Here is a 26,034-nt window from a genome sequence, read left to right as displayed (position 1 = left end):
TCCTGGGGTCTCCTGGGTCCGATATCGGAAACTTCAGCCCGGTATGGAAGGGTTGACGGCATGACCCCGGACTCGGTTGACGCCTGGCAGCGGTGGCACGAGCAGCGCGCCGCGTCGGTTTCGGCGCCCTACGGGCCGCTCGCGCTGACCGGGACGCACTGGCTGGAGGACTATCCGGAGAGGCGACTTCCGGACATCCCCGGGGCGTGGGCCGCCGACGGTGACGAGGTCGTCCTCACGGCGGCCGAGGCGGACGGGCTGACCTTGGACGGGCGGCCATTCGAGGGTGCGGTCAGGCTGGTGGCCGATCCGGAGCCTGCGAGCGGGGCGCGCGTGGCGTACGGGGAGCGCAGGCTGGTCGTGTTGAGGCGCGACGGGGCGTGGGGCCTACGCGACTTCGACCCCGCTTCCGAGGCGCGCCGGGCGTTCCGGGGCATCGAGGCCACGCCGTACGATCCGCGCTGGTCGGCGCAGGGGCACTTCACGCAGTACGGCGAGGGCCGGACCGTGCGGGTCGACAACGTCGACGGGCGCAGGCGCGGGCTCGGACTAGGCGGGGAACTGGCGTTCGCCCTGGACGGGCAGGAGTTCACGCTGCAGGTCACCGTCGAGGGCGACGGTTCGCTGTGGGCCGTCTTCGCCGACGCGACCAGCGGCGACAGCAGTTATCGCTTCCGGTTCCTGCGGCCCGCCGCGCCCGACGCCGACGGCCGGACGACGGTCGACTTCAACCGTGCCCTGCTGCCGCCGTGCGCCTTCGCCGACCATTTCGTGTGCCCCTTCCCGCCACCGGGGAACACCCTCGCAGTCGCGATCCCGGCGGGGGAGCGCACCCTGCGCTGAGGTGCCGAGAGGCGGGCTGACCGGGACAGGGACGGTCAACTCGCACAGATCGTTCAAAGATTGACGGCCGAAAGGCGCTCTTGCGGCTACCCACCGTTCGGCCGAATACTCCCCCTCAGCGCTTGTCAGGGGCACGGCATGTTCGGAATCCGGACATCCTGGCTTTTTTGACTGCGCCTCACGGGCCCCGACCCCACGCGGGCCCCCGACTTCCCTTGGAGGGAACGAAACGTGAGGATCGAGCGCACCACCCCCCGCAGTGGCATTGCGAGACGGACCCGGCTGATCGCCGTATCCACCGGCCTCGTGGCTGCAGCCGCGATCGCGATCCCCAACGCGACCGCCGCGGAGACCCCCGACACCTTCAGCGCCGCCCAGCTCAAGAGCGCCAGTGGCTCCGTGCTGAAGGCCGACATCCCGGGCACCGCCTGGGCCGTCGACAGCAAGACCAACCGCGTCACGGTGACCGTGGACTCCACGGTCTCCCAGGCGGAGATCGCGAAGATCAAGGAGCAGGCCGGCACCAACGCCGACGCGCTCACGATCAAGCGCACCGCCGGCAAGTTCAGCAAGTTCATCCAGGGCGGCGACGCCATCTATGCGAGTAGCTGGCGCTGCTCGCTCGGCTTCAACGTCCAGGACAGCAGCGGCAACCAGTACTTCCTGACCGCCGGCCACTGCACCGACGGTGCGGGCACCTGGTACTCCAACTCCGGCCGCACCACGGTCATCGGCTCGACCGCCGGCTCCAGCTTCCCGGGCAACGACTACGGCATCGTGCGCTACTCCGGTTCCGTCAGCAGGCCCGGCACCGCGAACGGCGTGGACATCACCCGCGCGGCCACGCCCAGCGTGGGCACCACCGTCATCCGTGACGGCTCCACCACCGGTACGCACAGCGGCCGGGTCACCGCCCTGAACGCGACCGTCAACTACGGCGGCGGCGACATCGTCTCCGGTCTCATCCAGACCACCGTCTGCGCCGAGCCCGGCGACTCCGGCGGTTCGCTCTACGGCAGCAACGGCACCGCGTACGGTCTGACCTCCGGCGGCAGCGGCAACTGCAGCTCCGGCGGCACGACCTTCTTCCAGCCGGTGACCGAGGCCCTCAGCGCGTACGGCGTCAGCGTCTACTGACACCTCGGTTCTGCCTGAGCAGCAGCCGGCAGCATGTGAGCCCCCGCACGCAACTGTCGTGCGGGGGCTCGCCCTTGTTCTCATGCCGGGGTTACCGTCGATGTGCAGGCAGTACTCCCCTGTAGTGCGCCCACGTCGGACCCTGGGGGTCGGTGATGGTCGAGGAGCTGGTGGCGGCGGGAGTGACGCTCGCGTCCGCCGGTGTGGTCTATGTGGCGGCGGCCGCGCGGGTCGTCAAGCAGTACGAACGGGGCGTGGTCTTCCGCCTCGGGAAGCTCCGGCCCCAAGTGCGCGGTCCCGGCTTCACGTTGATCGTTCCGGGCGTCGACAAGCTGCGCAAAGTGAACATGCAGATCGTGACCATGCCCGTGCCCGCGCAGGAGGGCATCACGCGGGACAACGTCACCGTGCGGGTCGACGCCGTCGTCTACTTCAAGGTGACCGCGCCGGCCGAGGCGGTCGTACGGGTGGAGGACTACCGGTTCGCGGTCTCGCAGATGGCGCAGACGTCGCTGCGGTCGATCATCGGCAAGAGCGAGCTGGACGATCTGCTGTCCAACCGCGAAAAGCTCAACCAGGGGCTGGAGTTGATGATCGACAGCCCGGCGGTGGAGTGGGGCGTGACGATCGACCGGGTGGACATCAAGGATGTCTCGCTGCCCGAGACCATGAAGCGGTCGATGGCCCGGCAGGCGGAGGCCGACCGGGAGCGGCGGGCGCGGGTGATCAACGCCGACGCGGAGCTCCAGGCCTCCAAGAAGCTGGCGGAGGCAGCACATCAGATGTCCGACGCGCCCGCGGCTCTTCAGCTGCGCCTGCTCCAGACGGTGATGGCGGTGGCGGCCGAGAAGAACTCCACGCTGGTTCTTCCGATTCCGGTGGAGTTGTTGCGGTTTCTGGAGAAGGGGACGCAGGTGTCTGCGGAGGCCGCCGGTGCGCAGCGGGCGCCGTCCGTCGGGCCGCGGGCCGTGCAGGAGGAACTTCCGCCTCTCGAACCACGCTTGGAGTCGGGCCTCGAAGGGTCGATTTCGAGACAGGAGTAGACCTTACGCGCTGCGTATGGTTCCCTCGCTTGCAGTGTTTGCTGTGCGAATAGGCCCCGCGTGACTGTGCACGGTCAAGGTGGCGGGGGCGTGCAACCGTGTTCTACGCGCGTCCTGAAGTCGACCTTGTGCGCTCCCTGTGGGCCTAGGAATAGTGAGCGTTGTTCAACCGGCACGGGTGTGGCTTTTGTTGTGAGTCGCCTTCGTAGCCGTACGCCTTCCGGTTCGTGAGGTCCCCACAACCTCTCGGTCCGACCCCCCACAGGAGGACGTAAGTTGAAGCACCGACGCATACCCAAGCGGCGTGCAGCCGTGGCAGGTGCGGGCATCGCCGCACTGGTTGCCGCGGGAGTGACCTTGCAGAGTGCGAACGCGAGTGAGTCGCCTGACGCGTCCGCGCCGAAGACCCTTTCGGTCGGCGCGGCCGGAAAGCTCGCATCGACGCTCGCCAAGGACCTCGGCGCCGACGCCGCCGGTACCTACTACGATGCGCAGACCAAGAGCCTTGTCGTGAACGTCCTCGACGAGGTCGCCGCCGACGCCGTCGAGGCCGCCGGCGCCAAGGCCAGAGTCGTCGAGAACTCGCTCGCCGAGCTGAAGAGCGCCCGTACGACGCTCAAGCAGGACGCGACCATCCCCGGCACCGCCTGGGTGACGGACCCGGCCACCAACAAGGTCGTCGTCACCGCCGACCGCACGGTCTCCAAGGCCGAGTGGACCAAGCTCGGCAAGGTCGTCGACGGGCTGGGTGCCACGGTCGAACTCAAGCGGTCGAAGGGGGAGTTCAAGCCCTTCATCGCCGGTGGTGACGCCATCACCGGTGGCAGTGGCCGTTGCTCGCTCGGCTTCAACGTCGTCAAGGGCGGCGAGCCGTTCTTCCTGACCGCCGGGCACTGCACCGAGGGCATCACGGACTGGTCGGACGCGGACGGCAACGCGATCGGCAGCAACGAGACGTCCAGCTTCCCGGACAACGACTACGGCCTGGTGAAGTACACCGCCGAGGTCGACCACCCGAGCGAGGTCAACCTCTACAACGGCTCCACGCAGGCCATCAGCGGTGCCGCCGAGGCCACCGTCGGCATGGAGGTCACCCGCAGCGGGTCGACCACCCAGGTGCACGACGGCAAGGTCACCGGGCTGGACGCCACCGTGAACTACGGCAACGGTGACATCGTCAACGGGCTGATCCAGACCGACGTCTGCGCCGAGCCCGGCGACAGTGGTGGGTCGCTGTTCTCCGGTGACAAGGCGATCGGGCTCACCTCCGGGGGCAGCGGTGACTGCACCTCCGGTGGGGAGACGTTCTTCCAGCCGGTGACTGAGGCGCTGTCGGCCACGGGTACTGAGATCGGCTGACGGTTCGTCGCTTTTGTGGAGTCCCGTCCCTCTTGTGAGGGGCGGGACTCTTCGTCGTGTCAGCGTGACGGGTGAGCGCCGGGATGCCTGCGGCGGCCCGTTGCTCTCCGGCGGGGGTTCGCGTAGCGCCTGCGGGTGTGGTGTGGGTCGGGGCCGTGCCGGGGGGTGTGTCTCGAGAGGTGCTATTTGTTGACGCCCGCCGCTGCGGGCGGACACCCCCTGGCACGGCCCCCGGCACGTCCCCTTTCCGCCGTACGCGGGTGCGGGTGCGTTCGCCCCTATGTCTCTACGGCCTTCTGGTGCCGCCTGTTCGCAGTTTCGCCGCCAGGAGTGTGATCGCGGTTCCTGCTGCTGCCCATGCCGAGAGGACCAGTAGGGACGCGGTGGTGTCGTTGCCCTTGAAGTAGGCGATCGAGCGGGTGGCCCAGGTGCCTGCGCCGGGGGGCAGGGCCGGGCCGATGTCTTTCCAGAACGGTGGGAGCAGGGGGAGGGGGAGGGCGCCGCCTGCGCTCGGGTTGCCCAGGATCACCACGATCAGGATGACCAGGCCGATGCCGGCCATGCCGAAGATGGCCTGGAAGGCGAGGGTGGCCGCGCCCACGGCGAAGGTGATCAGGGCGCCCACGCCCCAGAGGGCGGCCAGGCTGCCCGGCAGTGCGCCCAGGATGGGGCCGATGATCAGGGCGCCGCCCAGGCCGGCGGCGATCGCCACGAGGGCCATGACGATGAGGCGGATCACCGAGCGTCTCGGGGTGGGGCGGCCGGCGCCCGAGCTGATCGTCATGATCGACGCGCACAGGTAGCCGCCCACGCACCAGCCCACGGTCGCGTAGAAGGACGTGAGCCCGTTGGCGTCGTGCCGGTCGGCCGGGGCCACGTCGATGGTGCGCAGGGTGCGTGCCTCGGATCTCTCCAGGGTGGCGACCAGGGACTCCAGGGTGGCGGCCAGCACCCTGCCGCCTCCGGTGGCGACCAGGAGGGTGTCGGTGGTGCTGTTCGGGTCGACCAGTAGGGCGCCGTCGATTTCGCGGTTCAGGATCTGCTTCCTGGCCGTCGCCGCGTCGGCCACCGTGCGCGGGTCCAGGGGGTCGTCGGGCAGGTTCTCCAGCCGGTCCACCGTCTGCTGGGCGGCGACCCCGGGTGCCACGACTCCCAGTGGGACGTTCTTGGGTCTCGGGTCGTGCAGCGCCCCCACGTAGGAGGCGATGAAGAGCAGAGCGAGGCCGACGGCGCCGGTCACGAGCATCGTGGCCCGCGGGGTGACGGCGTCCTTCACTTCGGCGAGGAAGGGGCTGCGGGGAGTGTCGGCGCCCGGGGTCTGCGTCATGCCCCCCACAGTCCTGCTGGTCAGGCGTTTGTGCAGGTGGGAGGCGGCCGAACGGATGTCGCACGAGTGTTCGAGAAACGGTCCGGAAATGGTCTATGGTGGGGGTGGGAGAGTTGGGAACTGATGTTCGAGCGGCTCATGAGTGCGGGAGGTGCGTGTGCCAGGGTTCACGCATCTGCACACCGTCTCCGGGTTCTCCCTGAGGTACGGGGCCTCGCACCCGGAGCGGCTGGCCGAGCGTGCCTCCGAGCGGGGGATGGACGCCCTGGCTCTCACCGATCGCGACACGCTCGGGGGCGCTGTTCGATTCGCCAAGGCCTGTGCGAAGGCCGGCGTGCGTCCGCTGTTCGGCGTGGAGCTGGCCGTGGAGGACTTCGGGCTCTCGGAGGCGGGCGAGTCCGCGGGGCGGCGGCGCCGGGTTCCGGTGCGGGGCGGTGCCTTTGTCGACGACTCGACGCCTCGTGTCACCTTTCTCGCCCGGGACGGGGCCCGTGGGTGGGGTGATCTGTGCCGGATCGTTTCGGCTGCGCATGGTGGGGAGGGGCCGCCGATGCTGCCCCGCGAGGACAACCGGGGGGACGGTCTGATCGTTCTGCTCGGGCCCGACTCCGATGTCGGGCGCGCGCTCGCCGCCGGTCGTCCCGATCGGGCGGCCAGGCTGCTCGGGCCCTGGCGGGAGGTCTACGGCGACTCCCTGCGGCTGGAGGCCGTATGGCACGGGCGCAAGGGCACCGGCCCGGGGTCGTTGCGGCTGGCCGCCCGGACCGTCGGCTTCGCCGCCGAGCAGCGGGTGCGGCCTGTGTTGAGCAATGCCGTCCGGTACGCGGATTCCGGTTTGGGGCCGGTCGCCGATGTGCTGGACGCCGCGCGGCGGCTCGTGCCCATCGACTCCACCAAGGAGCTGGACTCCGGCGAAGCCTGGCTCAAGGGTGCGGGGGAGATGGCGCAGGTTGCCGAGCGGGTCGTCGAGGCCGCGGGCTTCCGGCGCGATACCGCGCACCGGCTGCTGGAGCAGACCCGGGCGACCGCTTCCGAGTGTCTCGTCGATCCCGAGGACGACCTCGGGATCGGTAGCGTCCACTTTCCCGAGCCGTATCTCGTCGGCGCCGGGCAGCGTACCGCCCAGCGGGCGCTTGCCTCGCGGGCGGTGGCGGGCATGGTGCAGCGCGGCCATGACGGGCGGCGGGCGTACTGGGAGCGGATGCACCAGGAGCTGGACATCATCGCCCACCACGGGTTCGCTTCTTATTTTCTGACGGTCGCCCAAGTCGTCGATGACGTACGGAGGATGGGGATCCGGGTGGCCGCGCGTGGCTCCGGTGCGGGGTCACTCGTCAATCATCTGCTCGGCATCGCGCACGCCGACCCCGTGGAGCACGGGCTGTTGATGGAGCGCTTCCTGTCCAAGCGCCGGCTGGTGCTCCCCGACATCGACATCGACGTGGAGTCCGCGCGCCGGCTGGATGTCTACCGCGCGATCATCGACCGGTTCGGGACCGAGCGGGTCGCCACCGTGTCGATGCCGGAGACCTATCGGGTGCGGCATGCGATCCGGGATGTGGGTGCCGCCCTGTCCATGGACCCCGCCGACATCGACCGAATCGCCAAGTCCTTCCCGCACATCCGGGCGCGCGATGCCCGGGCGGCGCTGGAGGAACTGCCCGAGCTGCGGCAACTGGCCGGGGAGCGGGACAGGTACGGCAGGTTGTGGGAACTGGTGGAGGGACTGGACGCCCTTCCGCGTGGCATCGCCATGCATCCGTGCGGGGTGCTTCTGTCCGACGCTTCCTTGCTCTCCCGTACGCCCGTCATGCCGACCAGCGGCGAGGGCTTCCCCATGTCGCAGTTCGACAAGGAGGACGTCGAGGACCTGGGGCTGCTCAAGCTCGACGTGCTGGGCGTGCGGATGCAGTCGGCGATGGCGCACGCGGTCGCGGAGGTGAAGCGGGTCACGGGGGAGCGGGTCGATCTGGACGCGCTCGACTTCGAGCGGGGGGACGGCGATCCGGCGACGTATCAGCTGATCCGGTCCGCCGAGACGCTGGGCTGCTTCCAGATCGAGTCGCCGGGGCAGCGGGACCTGGTCGGACGGCTTCAGCCGGCCACCTTCCACGATCTTGTCGTCGACATCTCGCTCTTCCGGCCCGGGCCGGTCGCCGCCGACATGGTGCGGCCGTTCATCGAGGCGCGGCACGGGCGGGCGCCGGTGCGATATCCGCATCCGGATCTGGAGGAGCCGCTGCGGGAGACGTACGGGGTCGTCGTCTTCCATGAGCAGATCATCGACATCGTGCACATCATGACCGGGTGCGGGCGGGACGAGGCGGACCGGGTGCGGCGCGGGCTGTCCGATCCGGAGTCGCAGGGGCGGATCCGGGTGTGGTTCGCACAGCATGCGGCGGCCAAGGGGTATGACACGGAGACCATCCGGCGGACCTGGGAGATCGTCGAGGCCTTCGGGTCGTACGGCTTCTGCAAGGCGCACGCCGTCGCCTTCGCCGTACCGACCTATCAGTCGGCCTGGCTGAAGGCCCATCACCCCGCCGCTTTCTATGCGGGGCTGCTCACCCACGACCCCGGGATGTATCCGAAGCGGCTGCTGCTGGCGGACGCGCGGCGGCGTGGGGTGCCGATCCTGCCGTTGGACGTGAATGTGTCGGGGGTCGCACACGGGATCGAACTGGTGTCTGAATCCGAGAAAGGTGGGGGGACTTGGGGACTGCGGCTCGCGCTCTCCGACGTGCATGGCATCAGCGAGGCCGAGGCGGCACGGATCGCGCAGGGGCAGCCGTATGCCTCGCTGCTCGACTTCTGGGAGCGGGGGCGGCCGAGCCGACCGCTCGCTCAACGGCTCGCGCAGGTGGGCGCGTTGGACGCCTTCGGGGCCAACCGGCGTGATCTGCAACTGCATCTGACCGAGCTGCACCGGGGCGCCCGGGGTGGCGGCGGGGGACAGCTCCCGCTGGCCGGCGGGCGGAACACGGCCGCGGCGGGGCTGCCCGACCTCAGCTCGTCGGAGCGGCTCAGCGCCGAACTGGGTGTGCTGTCGATGGACGCCTCGCGCAATCTGATGGACGACCACCGGGCGTTCCTCGACGAGCTGGGTGTCGTCTCGGCGCGGCGGCTGCGCGATGCCCGGCACGGCGAGACGGTGCTGGTCGCGGGTGCCAAGGCGGCCACCCAGACGCCGCCGATCCGGTCCGGCAAGCGGGTCATCTTCAGCACGCTGGACGACGGGACGGGGCTGGTGGACCTCGCCTTCTTCGACGACTCGCACGACGCGTGTGCCCACACCGTCTTCCACTCCTGGCTGCTGCTGGTGCGCGGGGTGGTGCAGCGGCGCGGGCCGCGCAGTCTGAGCGTGGTGGGTTCCGCCGCCTGGAACCTCGCCGAGCTGGTCGAGCTGCGCGCCGAGGGAGGCCTGGACGTGGTGGCGGCGCGGCTGGCGGAGCCCATGGCGGAGGGGGACGGAGACGATCCGACGCACGGCCGGCGCATCCAGATGCCGACCGGATACGAAATGCACCCGTGGGCCGATCTGCGACCGGCGGGTCAAGAGCCCTCACAGGTAAGGAAGTTGTGGCACCAGAGTCCGGGGAGTGCGGGATGACCATCCTCTGCGTACGTTTCCAGCTGCCGCCGGCGGGCGAGGCGGCCCTGCCCGGGCTGCTCGGACTGCTGGAGGACTTCACGCCGGTCGTTCAGGCGCTGCCACCGGACGGAGCACTGGCCGATCTGCGGGGCGCCGAGCGGTACTTCGGGCGCGACGCCGTCGAGCTGGCGTCGGTGATCCGGGTGCGCGCCCTCGCCCACCACGGGGTCGACTGCGTGATCGGCGCAGGGCCGGGCCCGATGCTGGCCCGCATGGCACTGGGGGACGCCCGGCCCGGGGTGACGTGCGCCGTTCCCGAGGAGCCGGACGCCATCGCGCAGTTCCTCGCCGGCAAGCCCGTCGCCGCGCTGCCCGGCGTCGGCGCCGCGAGCGCCCGCACCCTGGGCGAGTACGGCCTCGACACCCTCGGCCTGGTCGCCGCCGCACCCCTGTCCACGCTCCAGCGCCTGATCGGCGCGAAGGCCGGCCGCGAGCTGCGCGAGAAGGCGCGCGGAATCGACCGGGGCCGGGTGGTGCCGAACTCCGTGTCGCGCTCGCTGGCCACCGAACGCCCCTTCACCCGCGACGAGCTGGACCCCGACCGGCACCGCCGCGCCCTGCTCTCGGCCGCCGAGGAACTGGGCTCCCGACTGCGCGCCCTGGACAAGGTCTGCCGCACCCTGACCCTCACCGTCCGCTACGCCGACCGCTCCTCGACGACCCGCAGCCGTACCTTGAAGGAGCCGACGGCCCACTCGCCGGCGCTGACCAGGGCGGCGTACGACATGTACGAGGTTCTGGGCCTCCAGCGCGCCCGCGTCCGCGCCCTCGCCCTGCGTGCCGAGGGCCTCGACCCCGCCGAGCAGGCCTCCTACCAGCTCACCTTCGACCCGCTCGACGAGAAGGCCCGCCGCATCGAGGAGGTCGCGGACCGCGCGCGGGCGAAGTTCGGGCCGCATGCGGTGATGCCGGGGTCGCTGGCCGCCTGACTCCCCTCATGCGGAGGTCAGTTGGCCCAGGGCGGCGTGATGCGCGTGCCGTCGGCCAGCTCCGCCGTCAGGCCGATGGAGGTGGTGACCCAGGTGACGGCGGTCCGCTCGGTCGGGTTCTCGACGGTCAGCGTCGCGCCCGGGTTGATGATCAGGGTGTCGCCCGCCGCGATCCGGTCCGTGCGGTCGTCGAGCGTGATCAGCAGCTCTCCGTCGAGCAGGTGGAGGATCTCCTCCCGGTTGACGGTGTGCGCGGGCGCCTTGGTCCCGGCCGGGATCTCCCCGCGCCAGGCGCACAGTTCTTTGCTGCCGCGGGCGGGCGTGGCGTACGAGACGAAACGGGCGCCGTGGATTTCGTGGGTGACGGCTTCGGACGCGCGGATCACGGGCATGGGTGTCTCCTGGGCGTAGATGGTCAAGAAACTTGACTATATGTGTCTATGGTCAAGCGGCTTGACCAACACGTCAAGGGTGTTTCAATGCCTGCGTGCAGAACTCCGAAGCCATGGCCCTGTCCGCCGCCCTGCTCGCCGTCGCCGGTGAGCTCACGCAACGCATCAACGACGGCGTGGTGGCCCGGGGCTTCGAGGGGGTGCGGCCCGCGCACGGATTCGCGTTCGCGCGGCTCGCCCCGGACGGTGCGACGGCCACCGATCTCGCCGCCCACCTCGGCGTGACCAAGCAGGCGGCGAGTCAGCTCGTCGACGAGATCGTGCGCAAGGGGTACGCCGAGCGTCGACCGCATCCCGATGACGCGCGCGCCCGGCTGGTCGTGTTGACCGAGCGGGGGTGGGCCTGCACCCGTGCGGCCGAGGAGGCGGCCGCGGAGGCCGTCCGGGCGTGGGTGGGTGTGCTCGGTGAGAGCGAAGTGCAAGCGCTGTCGCGCCAGTTGGGACGCATCGCACCCCATGGCCCCATCAGGCCCACTTGGTGATGGTTCATCAGTGGATGCAACCGGCCACTGGTTATCACTGGAAGTTTTTACTGACGCGTAACTTCACACGTCTACTACTCGCCCGTAACTTGACGGGTGAACAGCATCCTCGTGATCCGGATCACAGGGCGTAAGGCCGTCGCAACTCCCTTGAGCCGCAAGGAGATCACACGATGCTGCCCTGGAAACGAGCGCTCAGACCCCTGGCCGCGCTGCTGCTTACCGCCGCGGTCGCCGTCGTCCCCGCCACCACGGCCCAGGCGGCCGAAGCGGCGGCGACCACGCACAGTGGCTGGAACGACTACTCCTGCAAGCCCTCCGCCGCCCATCCCCGCCCCGTCGTCCTCGTGCACGGCACCTTCGCGAACTCCGTGGACAACTGGCTGGGCCTGGCGCCCTACCTGAAGAACCGCGATTACTGCGTCTTCTCCCTCGACTACGGCCAGCTGCCCGGCGTGCCGTTCTTCCACGCCCTCGGCCCCATCGACAAGTCGGCGGAGCAACTGTCCGCCCATGTCGACAAGGTGCTCGCCGCCACCGGCGCCGCCGAGGCCGACCTCGTCGGCCACTCGCAGGGCGGCATGATGCCCCGCTACTACGTCAAGTTCCTCGGCGGGGCCGCCAAGGTGAACGCCCTCGTCGGCATCGCGCCCAACAACCACGGCACCACCCTCGGAGGCCTCGCCAACCTGCTGCCGTACTTCCCCGGCGCGGAGGACCTGCTCAGCGCCGCCACTCCCGCCCTGGCCCAGCAGATGGCCGGATCCGCCTTCATGACCAAACTCAACGAGGGCGGCGACACCGTCCCCGGCGTCCGCTACACGGTCATCGCCACCAAGTACGACGAGGTGGTCACGCCGTACCGGACTCAGTTCCTCAACGGCCCCGACGTGAAGAACGTCCTGATCCAGGACCGATGCGCGCTCGACCTGTCCGAGCACGCGCTCCTCGGGCTGACCGACCGGATCGCCTTCCACGAGGTGGTCAACGCGCTCGACCCGGCCCGTGCCACGCCCACCACCTGTGCGTCCGTGATCGGCTGAGCACTCCGCCGGAGCCTGACCGGCCTGAGCCGCCGGTCAGGCCCCGGAGTTGTGGGGCGGTGTGAGCCGCGGGTCAGCGCCTGTGGCGAGCGCCGGCCGCGCGGCGGCGCACCGACGCGAACAGGACCGCCGAGCCGAGCGCGAGGGTCGCCGCGCCGCCCATCGCGAGATACGCCGTGCTGCTGTCCCCGCCGGTCTCGGCGAGGTTCTCGGTCGCGCCGGCGGCCTTCGGCTGGTTGGCCGGGGCTGACTCCTCCCGCGCGGCAGCGGCGGCCGGCTCCGCCGACGTACTGGCGTCCTGGTCGCCGTGGCCGTTGTGCTCGATCGTCGACTCGTCGGCACCGTCCTCGATCTGCTCCTCGGAGGGCGCGGAGGCGCTCGGCGCGGGCGCGGCCCCGCCGCCGGTGCTGTCACTGCCGCCGCCGCCCGAGTTGTCGGTGCTGCCTCCGCCGCTGCCGCTGCCCGAACCGCCCCCGCTGGCCCCGCCGAAGCTGACGTCCGAGCAGGAGTAGAACGCCTCCGGGCTGTCCGAGCGCTGCCAGACCGCGTACAGCAGCTGGTTGCCGGAGCGCTGCGGCAGGGTGCCGGAGAAGGTGTAGAAGCCGCCCGAGGCCGCCGGGTCGGTGGACGTCGCCACCGGGTTCGCCAGGTCCAGGTCGTCCCAGGCCAACGGCTTCGACGGGTCGTACCCCTGCTTCGTGATGTAGACCTTGAAGGTGCCCTTGTGCGGCGCGGTCACGCGGTACTTGAACGTGTACGACCCGCTGCTCACGCTCGTCGCCGGCCAGTCAACGCGGGCCAGGTCGAGGCCCTTGAACGCCTCGCTGTTCGCGCTGCACAGCTTGCCGTCCGGGATCAGCTCCCGGTGCCGGCCGTCCGCGTTGCCGATGCGTATGCCGTTCCAGTCGTAGAGGGCCTGCGTACCGCCTGCCGCGACCGCGGCCTTGCACGCGTCGGACTTCGGGCTCTCCGGGCCTTCCGCGTAACACTGCGAGACCCGGCTGACCGGGTCGCCCATCGAGCCGTGCGCCGAGGCGGGCGCGGTGGCGAGAGCGGTGAGGGCGAGCGGGGTCAGGCCCAGGGCGGCGACGGTGGCGGCCCTGCGGTGTGCGGGCATGGGGGGTCTCCTCGGAAACGGAACTGATGGGTGCCGGATCCAAGAAACCGCGAAAACGCCTGTCGCAGGGGGTTCGCGGCGATCTTTAGGGTCGCCTTAAGGTGCGGCTAACCAGGGGCTCAGGATGGGTGGTTGAAGCGCCCTGTCCCACCTGTGAGCGAGCTTCGGAGCTGTTCGCGGTCGTTCGCGTCCGTCCGCCCTGAGACGCTTCGGTTGGCTCCCCGAATGGCTCCGGCTCCCGCCGTTGCTTACCGTCTGGTCTCGTCACGCAGTACGGGCAGCTCTGGGCGCCGTGGCTCGGCTTCTGCCGGCAGGGAAGGCGCGCGTCGGATCTGCCTGGTGCACGCTGGCGCATGTCGACGCCATCGGCTTGGGAAGCTGCGGACACGTGAACGGGGCTGAATGGGACGGAAACTGAGACGGGCGTCGGCCGGGTCGTCCGGCGAAGCCGGAGCTGATGATGACCTGGCGTATGCCGTCTCCGGCCGAGTCCGGACTCACTCACGCCTCCTGCGTGGCGTCGATCTCGGCGATCAGGGCCTCGATGCGCTTGTGGATCTCGTCGCGGATGGGGCGGACAGCTTGGACGCCCTTGCCCGCCGGGTCTTCCAGGGTCCAGTCGAGGTACTTCTTGCCGGGGAAGATCGGGCAGGCGTCGCCGCAGCCCATGGTGATGACGTAGTCGGACGCCTGGACGGCCTCGGTGGTGAGGACCTTCGGCTCGGCCGCGGAGATGTCGATGCCGACCTCGTGCATGGCCTCGACGGCGGCCGGGTTGACCTGGTCGCCGGGGATGGAGCCGGCGGAGCGGACCTCGATCCGGTCGCCCGCGAGGTGGCTGAGGAATCCGGCGGCCATCTGGGAGCGCCCGGCGTTGTGGACGCAGACGAACAGCACGGAGGCGAGCGGGCTGGAGGACATCGGTTCTTCCTTCGTGAATGGGTCAAGCGGGTTGTGCAGAGGGTGGGTTCAGGTGCTCGGCAGGGAGACGAGGAGTTCGGTGATGCGGGCGTCGATCTCGTCGCGGATGCCGCGGACGACGGCGATCGGGGCGCCCTCGGGGTCGGTGACCGGCCAGTCCAGGTAGCGACGGCCCGGCAGTACTGGGCAGGCGTCCCCGCATCCCATCGTGATGACGATGTCGGCCGCCTGCACGACCTCGTCGGTCAGCGGCTTGGGGAACACGTCCGCAAGGTCCACACCGGCCTCGGTGAGCGCCTGGGCGACAACCGGTTCGACCTCGGCCGCAGGGTCTGTGCCCGCGGAGGAGACGACCACGTGTCCGCCCGCGCGGTGGGCGAGGAGGGCGGCGGCCATCTGGGAGCGGCCGGCGTTGTGGCTGCACACGAACAGCACCCGTGGCAGGCCGCACCCCGGGGCCCCCTCGATGTGAGCGAGGGCGTTCAGACGCTCGGTTGCCAGGTGCTCGGCCAGCACCACCAGGTGAGTACGGACCCGCGCGTGCTCGGCCAGCCGCTCGTAGGAGTCGATGACCAGGCGCTGGATCGTCTCGGCGGAGAAGCGTCCGCGGTAGTGCAGGGCCAGGCGGGCTGTGCCGGACGCAAGGCGGTCGTCGGGCAGGACGGGGGGCGGGGATGCGGTCACGGGAACCCCCTTCGGGGCATGGGCCCCCACGGGTGCGGGGATACGGGTCCCAAAGATCAGCTCAGGCTGGTATCAGCCTGGAGTGATGTGAGATTATCAGTCCATGCTGACGTCAGTCGACACTGATCTGTTGCGGGTTCTCGCAGACCCGCTCCGCCTCCGGATCGTCACCCTGCTCGCCAAGGAGACGCTCTGCACCACGCACCTGATCGAGGAGACGGGAGCCAGACAGACCAATCTCTCCAACCACCTGAAGGTGCTGCGCGAGGCCGGGGTCGTGGAGACCGAGCCGTGCGGCCGGTTCACCTACTACCGGCTCAAGCCCGACGTCATCACCTCTCTCGCGGGCCAGTTCGCCGACCTGGCGGAGACCGCGCGCACCACCGCCGAGAACAACGTCAAGCGGTCCTGCCCCTGATCCCCGCCCCTGCGGCGACCTGCACCGAGGAGTCCAGTTGACCGCCACCGAGGCTGCCGAGCACGACAGAGCCGAGGAATCCCCGACAGCCCCGGACGTGGTCGTGGCCGACCCGCAGCCCGCCCCGGGCGCCACCCCGCCCCGGACGCCGCCGCTGCTCGCCAGGGCCGCGGCCGAACTGGTCGGCACCGCGGGACTCGTGGCGGTGGTGGTCGGCTCCGGCATCCAGGCCACCGAACTCACCGAGGACGTGGGCCTGCAACTCCTCGCGAACTCCACGGCCACGGTCTTCGGCCTGGGGGTGCTGATCCTGCTGTTCGGCCCGGTGTCCGGCGCGCACTTCAACCCCGCCGTCACCCTCGCCGAGTGGTGGACCGCTCGCCGCGGCGGCCCCGGCGTGACGTTGCAGGAGGCTGCTGTCTACGTCCCCGCCCAGATCGTCGGCGCCATCGCGGGCGCGATCCTGGCCGATGCGATGTTCGGCGAACCGCTGGTGAAGTGGTCCACTCACGATCGCTCAGCCGGGCACCTGCTGCTGGGCGAGGTAGTCGCGACGGCCGGGCTGATCCTGCTGATCTTCGGCCTGGCCCACACCGACCGCCTCCGCTACGCCCCGGTCGCGGTCGCCTCCTACATCGGCGCCGCGTACTGGTTCACCTCGTCCACGTCCTTCGCCAACCCGGCCGTGACGATCGGCCGTGCCTTCACCGACACCTTCGCCGGCATTGCTCCGGGCTCGGTCGTGGGCTTCATCGGCATGCAACTCGTCGGCGCCGTGGTCGGCTTGGCGCTCGTGGCCCTGATCTTCCTTCCCGACCGGACAACCGCCGAGTGACGCGTACGTCGCAGCGGCAACTGGCGGCGCATCCTTCATGATCGCGAGGAGATGACGACATGGACTCGGCACTGATCGCACCAGTCGTCTTCGCCGCCGCCCTGGCGATCGGCACCGCGGTTACCGAACTCCGGTCTCCTGGCTCAGCCCGCGTCACATGGGGCCTCATCCGCGACCGGACGGCGGTCGCCGCGGGTGCCGTAGTGATGATGGTCGTCACGGTGAAGGGCGCAGGTTGGTCGGGCCTGGCCTGGGGCGTGCTGGCCGGGGTGCTGACCGGGCACCTCGTTCATCGGGCACACCCCCGCGACCAGTAGCGCCGGGCTGCGGTCGCCTTCGGGCGGCTGAACGCTGTGGGGCCGCTGTCCCGTACCGCAACCACCGGCATGGCGGTACCGATATACGCGCCGCGCGGCAATTGAGTAACCCCGACACGGCGAGCGTGGCGGCCCACGGCTATGGCGATCAGGCTGCGGTCGGCCCGGCCTTGATCAGCAGCTGCCCCATCGCCGCGAGGACCGTCGGCTCGACTCGGTAGTAGACCCAGGTGCCGCGCCGCTCGGACGTAAGCAGCCCGGCTTCCTTGAGCTTCTTCAGGTGGTGGGAGACGGTCGGCTGGGAAACGCCCACGTCGGAGATGTCGCACACACAAGCCTCGCCGCCCTCGTGCGAGGCCACAGCCGAGAACAGCCGAAGCCGCACCGGGTCGCCGAGCGCCTTGAACATCCGCGCGGCCGTCTCGGCCTCCTCCGCCGTGAAAGGGCGCTCGGTGACCGGTGGGCAGCACGGCGCCGCAGCCTCGCCGGGGGCGGGTTCCAGCAGCGGTAGCACCTTCGTATTCGACATGCATCTATGTTGACACATGTCGAACCAGCGATGCGAGGGTCGGACGGTCTCAGGTCTTGGAGGGGTGGCGTGTCCCGGGCGCCGCTACACCTGTCCGCCCCATGTTGATCTTTATATTCGATGATTGTCTATGTTGACGCTCGTCGATACAGGTGTGATGCTTGGCAGCGCAAGAGATCGACGGATGTCGAAACAAAGGGGAATCCCGTGAACGCGCTCACCACTGACCAGCTGCCCGTCGTGGTCGTCGGCGCCGGTCCTATCGGCCTGGCTGCCGCTGCACATCTCGTCGAGCGCGGCATTGAACCCCTGGTCCTGGAGGCCGGCCCGACGGCTGGCAGCGCTGTGCGCGAGTGGTCGCACGTTCGGTTGTTCTCGACCTGGGGCGAACTCATCGACCCGGCCGCGGAGAAGCTCTTGGCCCCGACCGGCTGGGTCCGCCCCGACGCCTCCACCTACCCGACCGGCGGCGACTGGGCCGAGCGCTACCTCCAGCCGCTCGCCGAAATCCTCGGCGACAAGGTCCGATACGGCGCCACAGTGACCGGCGTCGCCCGCGCCGGCCGCGACCGCATCGTCGACTCCGGCCGCGACGAGCAGCCGTTCACCGTGCACATCCAGTCCACCGACGGCGCCGAGGAACGGCTCACCGCACGCGCAGTCATCGACGCCTCCGGCACCTGGTCCGTCCCGAGCCCGATGGGCGCCGACGGACTGCCCGCCCTCGGCGAGAAGAAGGCCGCCGACCGCATCACCTACCGCGTCCCCAACCTGAGCGACCCTGCCGTTCGCGCCCGATACACGGGCAAGCGCACCGCCGTCGTCGGCTCCGGCGCCTCCGCCTTCACCGCCCTCGCCCCCCTCGCCGACCTCGCCAAGGAGAACGACGGCACACACGCGGTGTGGATCCTGCGCCGCGGAATCAGCGACAACACCTACGGCGGCGGCGAGGCCGACCAGCTCCCCGCCCGCGGCGCACTCGGCCTGCGCGCCAAAGCCGCTGTTGAGGCCGGCCAGGCGAGCGCCGTCACCGGCTTCCGTGCACAGGCCCTGGAACGCGACGGCGATCAGCTTGTCCTTGTCGCGGAGGACGGCCGCCGCCTCGACCCGGTCGACGAGGTCATCGTCCTGACCGGCTTCCGCCCCGACCTGTCCTTCCTCTCAGAGCTCCGACTCGGCCTCGACGAGCGCCTCCAGGCCCCGACCGCGCTCGCCCCGCTCATCGATCCCAACGTCCACTCCTGCGGCACGGTCTACCCGCACGGCGTCAACGAGCTCTCCCACCCGGAACAGGGCGTCTACCTGGTCGGCATGAAGTCCTACGGCCGCGCGCCGACGTTCCTCGCCATGACCGGCTACGAGCAGGTCCGCTCCATCACCGCCTCGCTCGCAGGCGACCAGGAGGCCGCCGAGCGCGTCGAACTCACCCTCCCGGAAACGGGCGTATGCGGCGGCGCGGGCCTGTTCGACGAGCCGGAGAACGCCGAGGAGTCCGGCGGTGGATGCTGCGCCGCCCCCACCACCCTCCAGATCGGAGTCGGCGCCCCGGCACCCACGTCCGGCCGCTGCTGACCCCACACCTGCACAAGGAGGATCAACATGTCCCGCGTACAGCTGGCCCTGTGAGTCCCGGACCTAGACGCGTCCATCGCCTTCTACAGCCGACTCTTCGGCGCCGAGCCCGCCAAACTCCGCGATGGTCACGCCAACTTCGCCATCACCGAGCTCCCGCGCAAGCTCGTCCTGATCGAAGGCACCCGGACGAGGACACCCGCCTGGAGAGCTCCAGCAGGTACCACGGCCTCGACCGTGACGGCAGCCGAGTACTCCCCGGCCCGGTGACCATCGAATACATGCCCACCGTCCACACTCCCCGAGAAGAATTCCCCTGCTGATCACCCGCATACCACCCGACGCGCAGCAGGTGCAGGGCTGCACCCAGACCAGGCCGCAGCTCTGCGGGTCTGAGCCGGGCGACCTGAGCCCGGGCTGGATGCGCGTATGCGGGGCGCCCACGGCGCTCATAAGCTGTTGTTGCTCGGGGTCTCCACGGAGGACAGTCATGCCCCGATCGATCTGGTCCGGAGCCATCTCGTTCGGCCTGGTCACGGTGCCGGTCAACGTGGCCGGCGCCACGGAGAACCACAGCATCAGCTTCCACCAGTACCACCTGGAGGATCAGGGCCGGATCCGCTACCGGAAGATCTGCGAGATCGAGGACCGCCAGGTCGAAGAGAGCGAGATCGGCAAGGGCTACGAGCTGGCCAGGGGCCACATCATCCCGATCAGCGACGCCGACCTCGAAAATCTGCCGCTGCCCACCGCGAAGGCCGTGGAGATCGAGGCGTTCGTGCCGCTGGAGTCCATCGACCCGATTCGCATCAGCGCCGGCTACTACCTCACCCCCAAGGGGCAGGTCGCGGCGAAACCGTACAAGTTGCTGCGTGAGGCCCTCGGCAGATCGTCCCGGGTTGCCATCGCCAAGTGGGCGTGGCACGGGCGCGAGCGCCTGGGCATGCTGCGCGTGCGGGACGAAGCGCTCGTGCTGCACGTCATGTACTGGCCCGACGAGATCCGTGACCCCAGCGAGCTGCTGCCGCCGCCCGTGGAACTGACCGAGAGCGAGATCGACGGTGCGCTCGCACTCATCGACAGCATGACCCGCGAAGCCCTGGAGGGCCCGGAGTTCCACGACGCGTACACCGATGCCCTGGCGCAGATCATCGAAGCCAAGCGCGAGGACAAGCCCCTGCCCGAGGCGCCCGAGCCCGCGGACACAGACGGCAAGGTGTTCGACCTGATGGCCGCCCTCAACGAGTCCGTGGCCAAGGCGAAAGCCTCCCGCGGCGAAGGCACCGCCGAGGTACACGAGCTACCGAAGAAGGCGGCCACGGCCAAGAAGACACCGTCGAAGAAGCAGCCCGCCAAGAAGACGGCCGCAAAGAAGAGCACTGCGAAGAAGACCGCCGGGCGCCGGCCCCGCAGCGCCTAGGCGAGGCCCAGCATGGACATCGAGCTGACGTACAGCAAGGGGCTGCTTCGGAGCATCGGCGACGTGGAGATCTCCTACGGGCGACGGGAGTGGCTGGACAGCACACCGCGCGCCCTGGGTTCATGGCCGCTTCCGCGTTCGCGGCATCGGCCCGCTCGAAGTCTTCTACGACCGACTCGGCTCTCGTCCCATTCGCGTGCGGCTGCACGACGGCAGCGAGCGGCTGTCCGAGGACCATGTCCTGGCGCTCTTTCTTGTGCTGTTCTGGCAGGAGCAGGCCTGGGAGGCATCCCGGCGGCGAGCCAGGAGCTGACAGCCCACCGGCCGGGTGCGAACAGTGCCGCACGCAATCCTGCACATCGCAGTCCACAAAGCCGAGCGCGGTGTCCCGACGGCAGTGCGGACACGGATCCACCCGACCCGCCAGCGCCCGCAACGCCTGCTCCCGCTTGACACCCCACGAGATGAGAAGCCGCACATGGACGTGCGGCCCTGAGGGACTGCTCAGGCGGAGATCAGGTAGGTACCGTTCCCGGCATGACCGATGAGGGGATCCGGCCCGCCGTCACCGCCGACGTGCCCGCCGTCAGAGCCGTGACCGACGCCGCCTACCACCACTACATCGAGCGGATCGGCAGGGTCCCGCAGCCCATGGAGCGTGACCACGCGGCCAACGTGGCCGAGGGGAAGGTGTTCGTCGCGGAGCAGCCCGGCACGGGGCGCGTGGTCGGGCTCGTCGTGGTCGAGGCGTACGAAGACCACCTGTACCTCGACAACATCGCCGTCCACCCCGACGCCCAAGGGCAGGGCGTGGGGCGACGGCTGCTTCACTTCGTGGACGCACACGCGCGTGCGCTGGGTCTGCCCGAGGTCAGGCTCTACACGCACGCGTTGATGTGGGAGAACCAGAAGATCTACCCGAAGTACGGCTACGAGATCGTCGAGCGTCGCGTGGACGGGCCGTACGACCGCATCCACTACCGCAAGCGGCTCGACTGACGTGTCTGAGAGGGCCGTCGGGGCGTTTCAGCCGTCCGGCCACCAGGTGCGCGCGATGTCCTTGCGGACCTCGGGTCGTCCCGAGGGGCGCTCGTCGGCCTCCTCACGGATCCGGCGGGCGTCCGTCGTCCTCTTCAGGGGCTTCTGCACGGTCACACGGCGCATGGCTGCCTCCTTCAGGGTCCACCGAGTTCCTCGTTCTCAAGGGGGTAGACCCGTGCGGGGAGAGTTCCTCATCGCCGCTGGTCCTGTCAGTGGCCGCTGTCACGATTCGACTGTCAGTGGCGGGTGTCACTCTTGGCCGTATGACCGACATGACGAACGGTGAACAGGCCATCACAGGGGCGGACCCGGACAGGGACACGGACTGGGACGCAGCAGCCGCCTCCTTCGACGACGAGCCGGACCACGGCCTGCGCGACCCCGAGGTGCGCCGGGCCTGGGCCTTCCGGCTGGGATCCTGGCTGCCCGAGCGGGCGTCCGACGTCCTCGACCTCGGCTGCGGCACCGGCAGCCTGTCGCTCCTCGCCGCCGAACAGGGACACCGGGTCACTGGGGTGGACCGGTCACCGGTGATGGTGGACCTGGCCCGCGCCAAGCTGGCCGGGCGTGACGCGGTGTTCCTCGTCGGTGACGCCGCGGCGCCGCCGGTGGGTGAGGAGCGGTTCGACGTCGTGCTCGTACGGCACCTCCTGTGGGCGCTGCCCGACCCGGGCCGGGACCTGCGGCACTGGCGCGGACTGCTGCGCCCGGGAGGGCGGTTCGTACTGGTCGAGGGCGTGTGGGGGACCGTCGACGCCGTGGGCCTGACGGCGGACCGGCTCACCGCGCTGCTCGCCCCGTTCGTCGGCCACGTGCGCGTGGAGCGTCTGTCGGACGACGAGCTGCTGTGGGGAAAGCCCGTGGACGACGAGCGGTACGCCGTGGTGGCGACGGCCTAGGCCAGCAGGGACTCCAGACCGCCCTCGACGGTGGCGAACGCCTCCAGTTCGTCCAGGGCCGCCACGGCCGCCGCTGCCGCCTCGGGGTCCGTCTGCGCCAGACCGCTCTCGGCGAACTCGTCCTCGTCCAGGCGGCGTACGTCCGTGCCGTCCGCGGACCGCCACAGGTCCAGGTCGAGGTCCTCGACGACCAGCTCGGTGCCGGACAGCGTGGCCGGGCGGGTGATGTCGCAGTACCAGCCCTTGAGGGCACCCGAGGCGTCCCGGACCTCCTTCACGGCGTACCAGCGGTCGCGCCAGTAGTACTCCGTGAAGACGTCGCCCGGCTCGAAGCGGACGAAGCCGAAGTCGCGGACCCCGACGCCGGCCCAGGGAGCCCGGACCGCGATGCGGGTGCCGTCGTCGGCGACCAGCTCGGCCTCGTAACGGATCTTCGTACGGCCGCCCTTGACGAGGACCACGTCCAGCGGGCGTCCCTGCTCAGCCGAGTTCACGGACATGGCGCACCTCCGTCGCGCAGACCTCGTAACCGAACCACTTGTTGATCGCGAGCATCGCGCCGTTGCCGGCGTCGTTGCCCGTGAACGCCTCCGTGTACCCGGCGGCGCGGGCGCGATGCAGCGAGTCGTTCTTGGCCAGCTTGGCCAGGCCACGGCCGCGGAAGGCGCGGGCGCTGCCGGTCATGGTGGTGCCGTAGCGGGTGGCGCCGTCCGTGCGGGCGGCGCTGAAGGCGGCGGGCCGGCCGTCGACGAGGACCACCGAGGTCAGCTCGTGGCTGTTCAGCGGATGCCGCCAGGTCTCCTCCAGCCAGGCCTCGTAGTCCGTGAACTCGGTGTCGACGTCACCGGGTTCGTCCAGCGTCGTCTCCGCGTCCAGTTCGAACAGCGGACGCGGGTCGTCCGCGAAGTCGGCGGCCGTGCGCAGTTCGACGCCGGGTGGGAGCGCCTGGAGCGGGGGCAGCGTGCCGTTCGCCAGGTCGAGGCGCAGGAAGTGCGCGCAGCGGCTCGCGCGATAGCCGTGCCGTTCGGCGAAGGCGCGGTTGTCCGGCTCGTCGAGCACCCAGGCGAACAGGGCGGTCGCACCCACGGCGGCCAGGTGTTCCTCGGCGGTGCGCAGCAGGAGCGCGCCGGCGCCGCGGCGCGTGCGCTCCGGGTGCACGTACACGTTGACGAAGCCCTGCCCGGGCTCCGGGCTGTCGTGGGCGATGCCCACCTGGGCCGTACCGATGATCTCGCCGTTCTCCTCGGCGAGGAGAGGCCGCGCATGGGCGTCGGGGTGGGCACGGGTGGCGCCGTGGACGACGGCCTCCGGGGTCACTACGAGATACGGGAGAGCGCGGTGCCAGACATTGACGAATCCCTCGACGTCGGCACGGACTTCGGGACGCAGATCGCGGACGGAGACGGTCATGTGGCCGCACGCTACGCGGGCGATGTGCCGGAGTGCCTCTCATTTTCCGGCGGGTACGGGACAATCGGCCTGTGACATTGAAGATCCACATCGACGACAGTGCCGCGCCGTACGAGCAGGTGCGGGCGCAGATCTCGGAGCAGGCGCGCTCGGGGGTGCTGCCGGTGGGGTACCGGCTGCCGACCGTGCGGGGGCTGGCGGAGTCCCTTGGCCTGGCGGCCAACACGGTCGCCAAGGCCTACCGCGCCCTGGAGAGCGACGGGGTGATCGAGACGCGGGGGCGCAACGGCACGTTCGTGGCCGCGGCGGGCTCCGCCGCGGAACGGGAGCTTGCGACGGCCGCCCAGGCGTACGTCGAGCGTGCTCGTCGGCTTGGGCTGACGGAGGCGGATGCGCTGGCCGCGGTGCGGGATGCCCTGCGGGCGGCCTACAGGGGCTGAGCGCTCCGCCGGAGGTGCCGAGGCGGGCGGGTGGTCGGCTGCGGCGCCGTCGTGGCTGGTCGCGCCCACGCGGCGGAGCCGCACATCGAGCACCGCCCCGCGCCTCTTCCCGCCCCGCTGGTCAGCGACGTGCCGCGAACTCCGGCGTTCGCGTCACCGTCAGCCCCGCCCGCGTCGCCGCGCGCCCGAAGGCCACCGCGTCCGCCACCGCCGCCGCGCCGGGGTCGTTGTTGAAGTACGCGTACATGTCCTCGGCGTCGGACCAGGTGGTAGCGATGCGGTCGACCCAGGTCTCCAGGGAGCGCCGGCCATAGCGGGGCCAGGGGTGGGCCCGGCCCTCGTGGAAGCGGACGTAGCCCCAGTCGGCGGTGCGCCACAGGGGGGTGACCGGGCGGGCCTGTACGTCGGCCCAGCACAGGGCGGCACCCCGGGACTCCAGCACCTTGCGGGTGCCGGCGGTCCACCAGGACTCGTGGCGGGGCTCGACCGCGATCCGGGTCCCGGACGGGAAGCAGGCCAGGCAGGCGTCGAGGAGGCCGGGGTCGGCGCGCAGGGTCGGCGGGAGTTGGAGGAGGACCGGTCCCAGGCGGTCGCCCAGGCCCGCCGCATGGGACATCAGGCGGTGGACCGGCTCCTCGGGATCCCTGAGGCGCTTGATGTGGGTGAGATAGCGGCTCGCCTTCACCCCGACCACGAAGTCCCCCGGCACCCGGTCACGCCAGACCTCGAAGTTCTCCCGCGTGGGCAGCCGGTAGAAGGCGTTGTTGATCTCCACCGTGGCGAAGTGCCGCGTGTACTCCTCCAGCCACAGCCGCATGGGCACATCGGCGGGGTAGAGGGCACCCCGCCAGTCCCGGTACTGCCACCCCGACGTCCCGACGAACAGGGTCATACGTCCATCAAAGCACCGGAAGGCTAGAGGTACAGCCCCGCGTCCGCCCCGTCCCGCGGGTCCGGCAGCGACGTCGGGGACGTGCCCCGCTTCAGCGCGTACAGCTCCGCCAGCGTGGCGCCCTCACGGCCGACGCCCTCCTCCGTGCCCAGCCAGGTGGTCGCCTCACCGCGCGTCAGCGGACCCACCTCGATGCGGGCGAGACAGCGGCCGGGGCGGACGACGGCGGGGTGCAGGCGCTCCAGGTCCTCGTTGGTGGTGACCCCGACCAGGACGTTACGGCCCTGGCCCAGCAGGCCGTCCGTCAGGTTCAGCAGCCGCGACAGCGCCTGGCCCGCCGTGTGCTTCGCCTCGCCGCGGATCAGCTCGTCGCAGTCCTCCAGGAGCAGCAGCCGCCAGCGGCCCTTGCCGGTCGAGTCGTCCTCGCCGATCGCGATGTCCATCAGATAGCCGACGTCACTGAACAGCCGCTCCGGGTCCAGGACGCAGTCGACCTGGCACCAGTCCCGCCAGGAGCGGGCCAGCGTCCGCAGCGCCGACGTCTTGCCCGTGCCCGGCGGGCCGTGCAGCAGGAGCAGCCGGCCGGCGATGTCCTCCGGGGTCGTCTTCATCAGGCGGTCCATCGCGTCCGCCACCGGCGCGGTGTAGTTGGGCCGCACCTCGTCCCACGTGCCCGCCGAGATCTGCCGGGTCGTGCGGTGCGGGCCGCGCCTGGGGGAGACGTACCAGAAGCCCATGGTGACGTTCTCCGGCTGCGGTTCGGGCTCGTCCGCCGCGCCGTCCGTCGCCTCGCCCAGGACGCGCTCCGCCAGTTCCTCGCTGGTCGCCGTCACGGTGACGTCGGCGCCCCGGTTCCAGCGGGAGATCAGCACGGTCCAGCCGTCGCCCTCCGCCAGCGTCGCGCTGCGGTCGTCGTCGCGGGCGGTGCGCAGCACACGGGCGCCCGGCGGCAGGAGCGTCACCCCGGACCGTACGCGGTCGATGTTCGCCGCGTGCGAGTACGGCTGCTCGCCCGTCGCGAAGCGGCCGAGGAACAGCGCGTCGACGACGTCGGACGGCGAGTCGCTGTCGTCGACGTTGAGCCGGATCGGCAGAGCGTCGTGTGGGTTCGCAGACATGCGGCCATGATCCGTCAAGCGGCGGGCCCGTGCACCCGGTTTCCGCGCCACACCCCGCCAACGGACGATGCCCGCCACCCGTGCCGACGCTCCCGGCGCACCCTCTCCACCCTGTTACAGGACCGTGCACTGCCGAAACCTGCCCGCGCGGATG

At 70.4% G+C, this 26,034-nt stretch carries 27 protein-coding genes and 1 pseudogene; 17 read left to right on the top strand and 11 right to left on the bottom strand.

The window, feature by feature from the left end; genetic code table 11:
• The first annotated feature begins 60 nt into the window (after window positions 1–60).
• The 4 genes from ACZ7L5_RS24555 (at window position 61) to ACZ7L5_RS24540 (ending at window position 4,382) form a co-directional block, all read left to right on the top strand.
• Complete coding sequence (locus tag ACZ7L5_RS24555; protein WP_471518752.1) at window positions 61–843, top strand: DUF1684 domain-containing protein; 783 nt, start codon at window positions 61–63, stop codon at window positions 841–843.
• A 231-nt stretch (window positions 844–1,074) separates the two neighbouring features.
• Window positions 1,075–1,980, top strand: a complete 906-nt coding sequence (locus ACZ7L5_RS24550) for a S1 family peptidase (RefSeq protein WP_328882626.1) — start codon at window positions 1,075–1,077, stop codon at window positions 1,978–1,980.
• A gap of 155 nt (window positions 1,981–2,135) precedes the next feature.
• Window positions 2,136–3,023, top strand: coding sequence for a slipin family protein (locus ACZ7L5_RS24545; RefSeq protein WP_471518865.1), 888 nt, complete (start codon window positions 2,136–2,138; stop codon window positions 3,021–3,023).
• Window positions 3,024–3,299: 276 nt separating this feature from the next.
• The gene (locus ACZ7L5_RS24540; protein ID WP_406205151.1) at window positions 3,300–4,382 is read left to right on the top strand and encodes a S1 family peptidase; all 1,083 of its coding nucleotides are present in this window, start codon (window positions 3,300–3,302) and stop codon (window positions 4,380–4,382) included.
• Between the two features lie 286 nt (window positions 4,383–4,668).
• On the opposite strand, the gene ACZ7L5_RS24535 is transcribed toward ACZ7L5_RS24540, so the two are convergent.
• Window positions 4,669–5,709 (bottom strand): ABC transporter permease, encoded by a 1,041-nt coding sequence (locus ACZ7L5_RS24535; protein ID WP_471518750.1) that lies wholly within the window; start codon window positions 5,707–5,709, stop codon window positions 4,669–4,671.
• A 157-nt stretch (window positions 5,710–5,866) separates the two neighbouring features.
• Between ACZ7L5_RS24535 and ACZ7L5_RS24530 the strand changes: the two genes are divergently transcribed.
• Together ACZ7L5_RS24530 and ACZ7L5_RS24525 are read left to right on the top strand one after the other, a co-directional pair.
• The gene (locus ACZ7L5_RS24530) at window positions 5,867–9,319 is read left to right on the top strand and encodes a DNA polymerase III subunit alpha (RefSeq protein WP_471518748.1); all 3,453 of its coding nucleotides are present in this window, start codon (window positions 5,867–5,869) and stop codon (window positions 9,317–9,319) included.
• Complete coding sequence (locus tag ACZ7L5_RS24525) at window positions 9,316–10,290, top strand: DNA polymerase Y family protein (RefSeq protein ID WP_471518746.1); 975 nt, start codon at window positions 9,316–9,318, stop codon at window positions 10,288–10,290. The genes ACZ7L5_RS24530 and ACZ7L5_RS24525 overlap by 4 nt, the downstream gene beginning before the upstream one ends.
• A 17-nt stretch (window positions 10,291–10,307) precedes the next feature.
• On the opposite strand, the gene ACZ7L5_RS24520 is transcribed toward ACZ7L5_RS24525, so the two are convergent.
• A complete protein-coding gene (locus ACZ7L5_RS24520; protein WP_471518863.1) occupies window positions 10,308–10,682 on the bottom strand; it encodes a cupin domain-containing protein in 375 nt (124 codons plus the stop codon).
• 95 nt (window positions 10,683–10,777) lie between these two features.
• Between ACZ7L5_RS24520 and ACZ7L5_RS24515 the strand changes: the two genes are divergently transcribed.
• Together ACZ7L5_RS24515 and ACZ7L5_RS24510 are read left to right on the top strand one after the other, a co-directional pair.
• Window positions 10,778–11,224, top strand: coding sequence for a MarR family winged helix-turn-helix transcriptional regulator (locus ACZ7L5_RS24515; RefSeq protein ID WP_471518744.1), 447 nt, complete (start codon window positions 10,778–10,780; stop codon window positions 11,222–11,224).
• 173 nt (window positions 11,225–11,397) lie between these two features.
• The gene (locus ACZ7L5_RS24510) at window positions 11,398–12,267 is read left to right on the top strand and encodes an esterase/lipase family protein (RefSeq protein ID WP_471518742.1); all 870 of its coding nucleotides are present in this window, start codon (window positions 11,398–11,400) and stop codon (window positions 12,265–12,267) included.
• A gap of 73 nt (window positions 12,268–12,340) precedes the next feature.
• Here the strand turns inward: ACZ7L5_RS24510 and ACZ7L5_RS24505 are convergent, their stop codons facing one another.
• From ACZ7L5_RS24505 to ACZ7L5_RS24495, 3 genes are all read right to left on the bottom strand, one after another.
• Window positions 12,341–13,384 (bottom strand): lytic polysaccharide monooxygenase auxiliary activity family 9 protein, encoded by a 1,044-nt coding sequence (locus tag ACZ7L5_RS24505; protein ID WP_471518740.1) that lies wholly within the window; start codon window positions 13,382–13,384, stop codon window positions 12,341–12,343.
• A 501-nt stretch (window positions 13,385–13,885) separates the two neighbouring features.
• A complete protein-coding gene (locus ACZ7L5_RS24500) occupies window positions 13,886–14,305 on the bottom strand; it encodes an arsenate reductase ArsC (RefSeq protein ID WP_471518738.1) in 420 nt (139 codons plus the stop codon).
• Between the two features lie 48 nt (window positions 14,306–14,353).
• Window positions 14,354–14,989: an arsenate-mycothiol transferase ArsC gene (locus ACZ7L5_RS24495; protein ID WP_471518736.1), complete on the bottom strand. Its 636-nt coding sequence runs from the start codon at window positions 14,987–14,989 to the stop codon at window positions 14,354–14,356.
• Between the two features lie 103 nt (window positions 14,990–15,092).
• Here ACZ7L5_RS24495 and ACZ7L5_RS24490 point away from each other — a divergent pair, with 103 nt between their 5' ends.
• Genes ACZ7L5_RS24490 through ACZ7L5_RS24480 form a run of 3 tightly spaced genes read left to right on the top strand, consistent with a single transcriptional unit; the run spans window position 15,093 to window position 16,559 of the window.
• Entirely contained in the window at window positions 15,093–15,407 is a 315-nt protein-coding gene (locus tag ACZ7L5_RS24490; protein WP_328424080.1) for an ArsR/SmtB family transcription factor, read from the top strand.
• Between the two features lie 37 nt (window positions 15,408–15,444).
• On the top strand, window positions 15,445–16,242 hold the full coding sequence (locus tag ACZ7L5_RS24485; RefSeq protein WP_471518734.1) for an aquaporin: 798 nt from the start codon (window positions 15,445–15,447) through the stop codon (window positions 16,240–16,242).
• 59 nt (window positions 16,243–16,301) lie between these two features.
• Window positions 16,302–16,559: a hypothetical protein gene (locus tag ACZ7L5_RS24480; protein ID WP_471518732.1), complete on the top strand. Its 258-nt coding sequence runs from the start codon at window positions 16,302–16,304 to the stop codon at window positions 16,557–16,559.
• Between the two features lie 148 nt (window positions 16,560–16,707).
• On the opposite strand, the gene ACZ7L5_RS24475 is transcribed toward ACZ7L5_RS24480, so the two are convergent.
• Window positions 16,708–17,088: an ArsR/SmtB family transcription factor gene (locus ACZ7L5_RS24475; protein WP_048580678.1), complete on the bottom strand. Its 381-nt coding sequence runs from the start codon at window positions 17,086–17,088 to the stop codon at window positions 16,708–16,710.
• A gap of 207 nt (window positions 17,089–17,295) precedes the next feature.
• Between ACZ7L5_RS24475 and ACZ7L5_RS24470 the strand changes: the two genes are divergently transcribed.
• The 4 genes and pseudogenes from ACZ7L5_RS24470 (at window position 17,296) to ACZ7L5_RS24455 (ending at window position 21,079) form a co-directional block, all read left to right on the top strand.
• On the top strand, window positions 17,296–18,660 hold the full coding sequence (locus tag ACZ7L5_RS24470) for an NAD(P)-binding domain-containing protein (protein ID WP_471518730.1): 1,365 nt from the start codon (window positions 17,296–17,298) through the stop codon (window positions 18,658–18,660).
• A 75-nt stretch (window positions 18,661–18,735) separates the two neighbouring features.
• Window positions 18,736–18,843, top strand: a pseudogene (locus tag ACZ7L5_RS24465) (glyoxalase/bleomycin resistance/dioxygenase family protein); the annotation flags it as partial.
• 307 nt (window positions 18,844–19,150) lie between these two features.
• Window positions 19,151–20,080, top strand: a complete 930-nt coding sequence (ku, locus tag ACZ7L5_RS24460; protein ID WP_471518729.1) for a non-homologous end joining protein Ku — start codon at window positions 19,151–19,153, stop codon at window positions 20,078–20,080.
• A gap of 537 nt (window positions 20,081–20,617) precedes the next feature.
• On the top strand, window positions 20,618–21,079 hold the full coding sequence (locus ACZ7L5_RS24455) for a GNAT family N-acetyltransferase (RefSeq protein ID WP_471518728.1): 462 nt from the start codon (window positions 20,618–20,620) through the stop codon (window positions 21,077–21,079).
• Window positions 21,080–21,106: 27 nt separating this feature from the next.
• On the opposite strand, the gene ACZ7L5_RS24450 is transcribed toward ACZ7L5_RS24455, so the two are convergent.
• Window positions 21,107–21,244 carry a hypothetical protein gene (locus ACZ7L5_RS24450; RefSeq protein WP_328882644.1) on the bottom strand — a complete coding sequence of 46 codons (138 nt, stop codon included), beginning with the start codon at window positions 21,242–21,244 and terminating at the stop codon, window positions 21,107–21,109.
• A gap of 149 nt (window positions 21,245–21,393) precedes the next feature.
• Here ACZ7L5_RS24450 and ACZ7L5_RS24445 point away from each other — a divergent pair, with 149 nt between their 5' ends.
• A complete protein-coding gene (locus ACZ7L5_RS24445; protein ID WP_471518862.1) occupies window positions 21,394–22,020 on the top strand; it encodes a class I SAM-dependent methyltransferase in 627 nt (208 codons plus the stop codon).
• On the opposite strand, the gene ACZ7L5_RS24440 is transcribed toward ACZ7L5_RS24445, so the two are convergent.
• Together ACZ7L5_RS24440 and ACZ7L5_RS24435 are read right to left on the bottom strand one after the other, a co-directional pair.
• Window positions 22,017–22,520, bottom strand: a complete 504-nt coding sequence (locus ACZ7L5_RS24440; RefSeq protein ID WP_471518727.1) for a ribonuclease FAU-1 family protein — start codon at window positions 22,518–22,520, stop codon at window positions 22,017–22,019. The genes ACZ7L5_RS24445 and ACZ7L5_RS24440 overlap by 4 nt on opposite strands.
• Window positions 22,501–23,430 (bottom strand): GNAT family N-acetyltransferase, encoded by a 930-nt coding sequence (locus tag ACZ7L5_RS24435; RefSeq protein ID WP_471518726.1) that lies wholly within the window; start codon window positions 23,428–23,430, stop codon window positions 22,501–22,503. Before ACZ7L5_RS24435 ends, ACZ7L5_RS24440 begins: the two co-directional genes overlap by 20 nt.
• Window positions 23,431–23,501: 71 nt before the next feature.
• On the opposite strand from ACZ7L5_RS24435, the gene ACZ7L5_RS24430 reads away from it, so the two are divergent.
• Window positions 23,502–23,870 carry a GntR family transcriptional regulator gene (locus tag ACZ7L5_RS24430; RefSeq protein WP_471518725.1) on the top strand — a complete coding sequence of 123 codons (369 nt, stop codon included), beginning with the start codon at window positions 23,502–23,504 and terminating at the stop codon, window positions 23,868–23,870.
• Window positions 23,871–23,991: 121 nt separating this feature from the next.
• Here the strand turns inward: ACZ7L5_RS24430 and ACZ7L5_RS24425 are convergent, their stop codons facing one another.
• The gene (locus ACZ7L5_RS24425; RefSeq protein WP_363038930.1) at window positions 23,992–24,762 is read right to left on the bottom strand and encodes a DUF72 domain-containing protein; all 771 of its coding nucleotides are present in this window, start codon (window positions 24,760–24,762) and stop codon (window positions 23,992–23,994) included.
• A gap of 23 nt (window positions 24,763–24,785) precedes the next feature.
• On the bottom strand, window positions 24,786–25,880 hold the full coding sequence (locus tag ACZ7L5_RS24420; protein ID WP_363038928.1) for a DUF5925 domain-containing protein: 1,095 nt from the start codon (window positions 25,878–25,880) through the stop codon (window positions 24,786–24,788).
• Window positions 25,881–26,034: the final 154 nt, after the last annotated feature.

The organism is Streptomyces sp. NPDC107528 (assembly GCF_055639295.1).
The sequence above is the reverse complement of the archived record's forward strand: the minus strand, read 5'-3'. Positions and strand labels throughout refer to the sequence as shown.